This is a genomic window from Aquabacterium sp. (assembly GCF_014378415.1).
Taxonomy (GTDB): Bacteria; Pseudomonadota; Gammaproteobacteria; order Burkholderiales; family Burkholderiaceae_C; genus Aquabacterium.
In genome coordinates, this window is sequence record NZ_JACMNS010000154.1 from 23,115 (window position 1) to 31,275 (window position 8,161).

General features: G+C 57.9%; 7 protein-coding genes. 5 read left to right on the top strand and 2 right to left on the bottom strand.

Annotated features, from left to right (window positions below; translation table 11 throughout):
• Nucleotides 1-147: 147 nt before the first annotated feature.
• From bfr to H7225_RS13950, 5 genes are all read left to right on the top strand, one after another.
• Nucleotides 148-615, top strand: a complete 468-nt coding sequence (gene bfr, locus H7225_RS13930; RefSeq protein ID WP_290662813.1) for a bacterioferritin — start codon at nucleotides 148-150, stop codon at nucleotides 613-615.
• 129 nt (nucleotides 616-744) lie between these two features.
• Nucleotides 745-963, top strand: coding sequence for a (2Fe-2S)-binding protein (locus H7225_RS13935; protein ID WP_290662815.1), 219 nt, complete (start codon nucleotides 745-747; stop codon nucleotides 961-963).
• A 122-nt stretch (nucleotides 964-1,085) separates the two neighbouring features.
• The gene (locus H7225_RS13940; protein ID WP_290662817.1) at nucleotides 1,086-1,619 is read left to right on the top strand and encodes a hypothetical protein; all 534 of its coding nucleotides are present in this window, start codon (nucleotides 1,086-1,088) and stop codon (nucleotides 1,617-1,619) included.
• A 70-nt stretch (nucleotides 1,620-1,689) separates the two neighbouring features.
• Entirely contained in the window at nucleotides 1,690-2,697 is a 1,008-nt protein-coding gene (locus tag H7225_RS13945) for a D-2-hydroxyacid dehydrogenase family protein (RefSeq protein WP_290662819.1), read from the top strand.
• Nucleotides 2,698-2,710: 13 nt separating this feature from the next.
• Nucleotides 2,711-3,934 carry an MFS transporter gene (locus tag H7225_RS13950; RefSeq protein WP_290662821.1) on the top strand — a complete coding sequence of 408 codons (1,224 nt, stop codon included), beginning with the start codon at nucleotides 2,711-2,713 and terminating at the stop codon, nucleotides 3,932-3,934.
• Between the two features lie 70 nt (nucleotides 3,935-4,004).
• Here H7225_RS13950 and H7225_RS13955 read toward each other — a convergent pair whose 3' ends face one another.
• Both H7225_RS13955 and H7225_RS13960 read right to left on the bottom strand, forming a co-directional pair.
• Nucleotides 4,005-7,004, bottom strand: a complete 3,000-nt coding sequence (locus H7225_RS13955) for a Tn3 family transposase (RefSeq protein WP_290662823.1) — start codon at nucleotides 7,002-7,004, stop codon at nucleotides 4,005-4,007.
• 45 nt (nucleotides 7,005-7,049) lie between these two features.
• Nucleotides 7,050-8,036, bottom strand: coding sequence for a site-specific integrase (locus tag H7225_RS13960; protein WP_290662825.1), 987 nt, complete (start codon nucleotides 8,034-8,036; stop codon nucleotides 7,050-7,052).
• Nucleotides 8,037-8,161 lie beyond the last annotated feature (125 nt).

Below are 8,161 nucleotides of genomic sequence, written 5' to 3' on the forward strand. Positions count from 1 at the left end.
GTGCGCGCCCAGCTCTGCTTTTGAAGAGCCGATTCCGGTGAGGGTGAAACGATGCAAGTTTCGCTAGGCGGGGGGTGGTTTCGGGTAAACCTGTAGAGTATAACCCATCGTGCTGTCACAAAGCATTTCACATCGTATGGAGGCCCCATGAAAGGCGACATGAAAGTCATTGGACACCTGAACGCTCAACTCAAAAATGAACTGACGGCCACCAACCAGTATTTTCTGCACTACCGCATGCTCAAGCACTGGGGTTTTGACAAACTGGCGAAAAAAGAATACGAAGAATCGATCGGCGAAATGAAGCACGCCGACAAACTGATGGAGCGCATCTTCACGCTCGATGGCCTGCCCAATCTGCAGGACCTGGGCAAGCTGCTGATCGGCGAAGACGTGCCCGAACTGCTGAATTGCGACCTGCAACTTGAAAGCGGTGCCCAGCAAACCATCAAGGACGGCATCGCCTACTGCGAAACCGTGCTCGACTACGTGTCACGCGACCTGCTGCAGGACATCCTGAACGACACGGAAGAGCACATCGACTTCCTGGAGACCCAGATCGACCTGATCGGCAAAGTGGGCTTGCAGAACTACCTGCAGTCGCAAATCAGTTGAGTGCTGAGGGCCGCGTTGGTCAGGCGGTCCGTGAAAAACCCCCGGAAACCATGGGGATTACACATTCAAGGGATTGACTGCGAATTGTTCTTATTTAGAATAGCGTCATCAACTCAGGTTCTTGACGCCATGATTGTTTGTGTTTGCAACCGCATCTCTGATCGCGACATCGTGCGCCACGCGCAGCAAGGGTGCTCATCGTTCGATGACCTTCAATTTGAATTGGGCGTGTCCACCTGCTGCGGCAGTTGCGAACAGTGCGCCCGAGCTGTCTTCCAGGGCGCCAAACGGGCCGCCACTGACTCAAGCCACGCAGCTGCCTCTTTGGGTTTGTCGGCTTTTGCCTGACACAACCGTGCCAAAACCGGCTTCATTTCGCACAATCACGCCCAGCCTTTTCCCTTAACTTCGCCGCAGCCCGACCGATACCCCTGTAGGACCAATCGGTTTGGCTTGCAGCAGAGGGAATCATGGCTTCATCTTTCTTCGTTGACGACAAAGCAAGTACACGCACTTACGGCGTGAAGGTCCAACCCACGCTGGTGAAATTGCAAGCCATGTCGGCAGCGGCGCCCGTCGACGACTCCAATTTTCCGACGCCATCGTCGTTGCGACGGGCCCAGGTGTGTCCGCCATCCTTGTTCAGCCGTTCGGGGCCACAGTGGCAGCGTTGGGTCAAGGGCTTCTGGTCCTGGCTTTGGGATCTGGATGAATACCCTGAGGCCTTGCCCGTGCTGACTGGATTGACCAAGGTCAAGTCAGAATTCATCGCCGCGATGTGGGATCTTCAGTCGGTGCGGGCCAACCATGTTCGCGACGCCATTGAAGATGCCCGCTCGCTGCGCGAACTTTGGCACCTGCGTGCAGAGGTGTTCAGGGCCATCTCGACGAACCGAGGTCAGACCGAAGCCACGGTGCGCATCGCAGCGCTCAACAACCATTTCCCGGTGCGCATGTCACGCCCCGCCACCGAGATCAGGGCTGGGCGCACGACAACTTGGTGATCAGTTGTCACAAAGGCCATTGAAGACGCCAGCGCCATAGCACAATGGAGGGCTGAAACCCAACAGCCCCATGAACATCATCATCCTGGACGACTACCAAGACGCCGTCCGCAAGCTCAAATGCTCGTCCAAACTGGATGGGCTTTCCGCCAAGGTCTTCACCAACACCGTCAAAGGGAATGGGCAACTGGCCGTGCGTTTGCGCGATGCCGAAGCCCTGGTGCTGATCCGCGAACGCACCCACTTCCCCAAAGCCCTGCTTGAAAAACTCCCCAAGCTGCGCTTGATTTGCCAGACCGGGCCTGTGGGCCCTCATGTCGACGTCGAGGCCTGTACCAGGCTGGGGATCGCGGTGGCCGAAGGCGTTGGCTCTCCCGTGGCCCCGGCCGAATTGACCTGGGCACTGGTGATGGCTGCCATGCGGCGCCTGCCCCAATACATCGGCAACCTCAAGCACGGGGCCTGGCAACAGTCCGGCTTGAAGGCGTCCTCCATGCCCACCAATTTTGGCGTGGGCATGGTGCTCAAGGGCAAAACCTTGGGCATTTGGGGCTATGGGCGCATTGGCCAGTTGGTGGCAGGCTTTGGCAAGGCCTTTGGCATGCACGTCACCGTGTGGGGCAGCGAAGAGTCCCGCGCCCGCGCCAAAGCCGATGGCTACATTCCCGCGCCCAGCCGCGAAGCTTTTTTCGAAGCTTGCGATGTGCTCAGCCTGCATTTGCGCTTGAACGACGACACGCGGGGCATCGTCAAGCTGGAAGACCTGAGCCGCATGAAGCCAACGGCTTTGCTGGTCAACACTTCGCGCGCCGAGCTGATCCATGAGAACGCCTTGGTCACCTCGCTCAACCGGGGCCGACCCGGCATGGGTGCCGTCGATGTGTTCGAGAGCGAACCCATCATGCAAGGCCACCCCTTGCTGCGCCTGGAAAACGCGGTGTGCACGCCGCACATCGGTTACGTGGAGCAGGATAACTACGAGCAGTATTTCAACTCGGCATTTGACAACCTGCTGAACTTCATCAAGGGCGAGCCGACCCACGTCGTCAACCCGGAAGTCCTGCACCCGAGGTACTGATTGAGACCCCTGTTTGGAAGCTGAGCGCGCACTGCCCCGCCAAGACATGGCCGCTGCCCGCTGGGCCTTGTTGCTGGGCAATTTTGTCATCGGCTGCGGCGTGATGGTGGTGGGCGGCACGCTCAACGACATCACGAACTCGCTGGACATCAGCGTGCAGCAAGGCGGGCACATGATCGCCATTGCCGCCTTGATGATGGGGCTGGGCGCGCCCATCCTGGCAGGCCTGGTGGGCAGTGGGGATCGACGTCGCCTACTGACCGCAGCGATGCTTTGGTTTGGCCTGGGGCATGCCTTGTGCGCTTTGGCGCCCAACTATGCGTGGCTGTGGCCCTTGCGCGCCCTCACCGTCTTGTCGGCGGCGGTTTTCACACCGCAAGCTGCCGCCGTGGTGGGCTACATGAGCACGCCTGCCCACCGAGGCCGCGCCATCACCTTTGTGTTCATGGGCTGGTCTATCGCTTCGGTGGCCGGCTTGCCGCTGGCCGCCTGGGTGGGCGAGCGCATGGGCTGGCGGGTGGCCATGGGCGCGATCGCCGTGGGTTCGCTCATCTCGGCCTGGGCCGTTCACCGGGCCGTGCCCACGGGCATTCGCCCGCCCGCATTGTCGATGCGGTCTTGGCGCAAGGTGTTTTCATCGCCTCTGATGATGGGGCTGGTGGCCGTCACGGCTTTGCAGAGCACGGGACAATTCACGGTGCTGGCCTATGCCGCGCCCTATTACAAGATTGGATTTGGCGCCAGTTCGGAGCAGATCAGCTTTTTATTTGCCTGGTTTGGTGCCCTGGCCTTGGCGGGCAATCTGCTGTTGAACCGGTATGTGGATCGGATGGGTGCTGCGCGGGCCGTCACGGCAACCTTGGGCCTGATGGCGCTGAGTTTGTTGATCTGGCCGTTGGCGCACGACGTGACCACCCTGGCCATGGTCTTGGTGCCTTGGGCCTTGAGTGGTTTTGCGGCCAACTCCGGGCAGCAGGCACGGCTGGGCGGTTTGTCCCCTCGCCTGACGCCCGCTTTGATGTCGCTCAACACCTCGGCCATTTACCTGGGGCATGCGCTGGGCGCTTCAGGCGGGGGCTTGGTCCTGTCGCATTCAGGCTATGGCCAGCTGCATTGGCTGGGCTTGTTCTGGATGCTACTGGCCTGGGCGGTGAGCTGGTGGGCCTGGCGTGCCCAGCAGGCTCAAACGCGGCGGCGGGATGAACGGCTGTCCATCATTCCGCCTGCCAACACGTGAGCTGAACTGGCCAACGCCAGCCCTTCAGGAGGGTCGGCAGGGATTCATGTAAAAAACAGCAGGAATTGACCTAACTATTTGATTTAGTTGGGATTATTGTCTCTTTGAAATTCATCGGCCAGGCCTTGCGCCTGAAGTCCACGGTGTAGCTGCCAAACCGGTTGATGTGTCCAACACGGTACGGTCCAATACCTGAGAGCACTTCTGGGGTGATCTCAATACCCTCATCCCGCAGCTCTTTCAGAACACGGGTCATCCCCACCACGTTGTGCAGGATGATCATGTTGTTCACCAGATGGTTGTACTTGACCAGCTTGCGTTGTTCATGCCGAATATTTTCGGCAATGACGCCACCGCCCCCGAAGAATGACCAATGGGCAAAGGCGTTGAACTGCTCGCTCTTGTTGGTCTCTGCGTTGATGACTTTGCGCAGCTCAACATCTCCGATGTACTTCAGCAAGAAAATGGTCCTGATCGCCTTGCCAAGCTCCCGGAATGCAAAGTACAGCTTGTTCCTGCGACTGTGCGTCCCGAGGCGGCGAAGGATCGCCGAGGGTGTGATCTTGCCCACCTTGATCGATACGCCGACGCGCAACATGGCTGGTAGGTGGGCTTCAATTGTTCTCCAGTCAATCGGGTCGCCGAACAAGGCATCGATGTTCTCGAAGGTGACGCCAGTGGCCGGGCGAAAGAAGCTCAGATCCTTGATCCCTCGAATCCGTGGCATCAGCTTGATGCCCAGAAGGTAGGCCAGTGCAAACACAGGGTAGCTTTGAGCCTGTGTGTCACCGTGGACAGTGTCTGGCCGAATATCGGACTCGTTGCTCATCAGCCCGTCAAGGATGTGAACTCCCTCGTAGGTACCGCATGAAATGAAACGGCTGAACAGTGCCACGAACTTGTCCGAGACATGGTAGTACCCGATGCCACCATAGCCGCCATATCGAATGTGATGCTCAGATACCAAGTTCTCCTCGTACAGATTCCATTTGGTGCCGTCGGCCGAGACGTGTTTGCCTGTTCCCCAATAGCCTGGTAGGTCAAACTTGTTGTACGCATTGATGACCTTCACGTTGGCCTTGTCGAGCAGGTCTTCAGTGACATATTTCAGATTCAACCAAGAAAGTTGGCGACGGCTCAACCCCTTGATGGACTTGGCCGTCTGAACCGGCCCCAAATTGCACCCGTAGCAAAACAGCGTGGTGATGACCCTCAGGCGCAAATCCTCCAATCGACTATCGGTCCCGGCCAGAGGTCGAAACATCTTGTGAAGGTCAAGCCAACGTTCGGTATCGATCAGCACGTCCACGATTCCAACGGCCTGCAGCCGTTCGCTGACCAAGGCCTCAACCTTGGCAACGCCCTCGATTTCTTCAGAACTTGGCGGCTTTCTCAGAATCAGGCGGCCATCGACAATCTCGGCATGAGCATTGGTCGGAAAACCCGCATCGACTTCCTGCGCCTGCGCCAACAATGCTTTTTGCAACTCCGCGACAAAGATAGATGGTTTGGTTTCGATGCCTGTGACTTCACCGAATGCTGCTAGCTCCTGTTCGAACGTTTGATCATCCACCAGCTGTTCGCGGTAGTCATCGTATCGCTCACCGTACTTGACAAACAGGTCACCGGACTTCAGGCCATCCTTGATTTCATGCAGGACTGCCAGTTCATAGTAGCGCCGGTTGAGCACTTCAGCCTTGCCACCCGCAGCAGGCTTGACCAGGACCAGCTTGCGCCATTGCGCTGACATCCATCTGAAGTCAGTTTCAGCACTAAGCCCAAGGCTTTCCAGTGGTACGGTGTCAAAGCGGTTTGCCCGCAATATCTGCAGGGCTTGCAGCATTTTCTCAACGGCAGCATCTTCACTGCTGGCCTTGGGCGCAGCTATTTCAATGCAGTTGAGCAATTGAGCCCGTACTGCTTTGTAGGGTTGAAGCAGAAACGGAAAATGATTGCGTCCGGCATAGGCCAGATGTTCGTCACAATCCTTCAGCAGCGCATCCACATCTGACACGAGCGATGTTTCAATGGCACCTACTTTCTGCGTGTCGGTGCCGTCGATCCGATAGGCCCCCAAAATATCCCTGAGCTGGCTGACCAGCATGTCCACCTTCAAGACTCGTTGGTCTTGAAAAGACAGCAGTTTTTGCCGGGCAAGATTCTCCAGGTTTTGCATCATGCGGATGAACAAATCCGCCGCGTCGTCCAGGGACTGGGCATGTTGGGCTCGGATGAAGATCACCGCCAGCGCATAGCGCTTTTGTGGTTTGAGTTCTTTCATTTCTGCCGCATTGAGCGCGCGGGCCAGGAAACGAAATTGCTTGAGCTTGGGTACCGGCACGTCTGGCTTGGGCAACTGATCAACCAACAGTTGAAGGTGGCGCAAGTGTTGAAGGTAGGCGCGTGTTTCCTTGTTGGTCGGGCGCTTGGGCTCACGCTTGAGCATCTGCCAGCCAGACACCGCGTCCCCGGGCGCTGTGAGCAGCAGCGAATCAATCATGGCCTTCGCCTGCACACTGACCTGTGATGTGATGGCAGCGAAACTGCGGCTGTTGCTCTTCTCGCGCGCCTTGAATGCTGCTCGATCCAGGGTCGAAAATGCTGGTAACTCGTAGCGATGGTGAACCAGTTCTTCCAGCATCACGTTGATGATGTCGGCCACCGCGTGCTTGGTCTGTGCAGCATCCTGTGCGACCTGCTCCAGCCATGCCGACCCTGTCGCCTCAAGGGGGCGAACATTGAGGAACGACCGAAGGGATTTGACGATCTTGATGCGGGAGCCAGATATCTCAAAAGTCTTGAGTTCGGCCAATGTGGGCGCCTTGGCAACGCCCGCGTGCTTGGCAACATGGTCCCGAATAGGCTGCGGCACCTCAATCAAGCGCATGAAGTAGCCCAGGCGTTGGAACAATTTCAGGTGCATCAGGGCTGCAGTGCGCACCAAAGGCCGCTTCGCGATGCGACTAACAAACATCAGCTCATCATCGGTGGGCGTGTAGATGTGCCTGAGTTCTTGCGGCGACGGATCAGACTTGAGTTGCGGGTATGCGGTCTCGTACAACGCGGTCATCTGCGCGCCTCACCGAACGGGTCGAGTTGGTGCTGCCAGCGCGCATCAATCCCAATACGAACCGCTGGCAGGTTCATGAATGGAAACCTCCAACAGGCACTGATTGGCGTCGGCGACGCGGTACATGTCGTCCAGCAAGGCATAGATAGTCTCATCCAGCGATTCCCGCGAGGTGTAAGGAATAGTCAACTCATACCTAGTGCCCTGGGCGTCAAGTCGCTGCATGGCAAAGCGTTCAAGGCACGTTTGTTCGATAAAGCGTTGCCCACGGGCCAAGCCGCGAGCCTGCTTGTTGATGCGCCCCAATGACATCGTGATTTGCAGGCGCGCCGCCAGCGGACTGGGCTCGGGTGAGGCGATGATGTCGACCGCAGCTTGCGAGGGCATGTCCTGGGTTTCGCCTATGGGCGGCAACCCTCGTTCAAAACGAACCTGCAGCGATTCGTTGGATGAATCCAGATAGCGCATGGCGGACTTGATGTCCCGCCAGCCTACGTATTCCATCAAGTCTTTGATGTCCCAGCCACTGGCACGTGCCCACCCCGCAAAACCGCGGCGCAGCGAATGGCTGCTGTACTCGTTCGAGGCGGCGATGCCGGCTTGTGCAAACAAACGGCGCAGCAGCGGAATCAGGCTGTTGGGGCCCATCCCTTCGCTGGACAGGTTGCCCCATCGGTCAACTTTTCGGAACACGGGGCCTTGGGTCAACCCGGCCGTGGCGATCCACTCGACGTAGGCAGACACCGGGCACAGGCGGGACAACGCCGGACAACAAAATGACCGTCCTTCCAATTGCCGATCGCCTTTGCTGCGATCCAGGTAACAGGTCATGCCCTCGCCATCTTTGACTTGCACATGCTCGATCCGCACGTGCACCAGTTCGTCCGCCCGAAAGCCGCGCCAGAATCCAAGCAGCAGCAGTGAGCGGTCCCTCTTCAAGCGTAGGATGGTCGCTGTATCAGCTTGGCCTTGTGCCTCAATCAAGGCTTGCTCCAGCCAATCGTCGATGCGCTGCAGGTTGGATAGCGTCAATCATCTTGGCCGGTTAAACGACAATCATCTTGGCCGGTTTGACGGGGATGAATGTCGTTTCTTAGGAAGTCATGGGGTTGGCTCCTCGGTGTGTTTGTCGTTTGGCTTGGGTGATTGACGTCGGC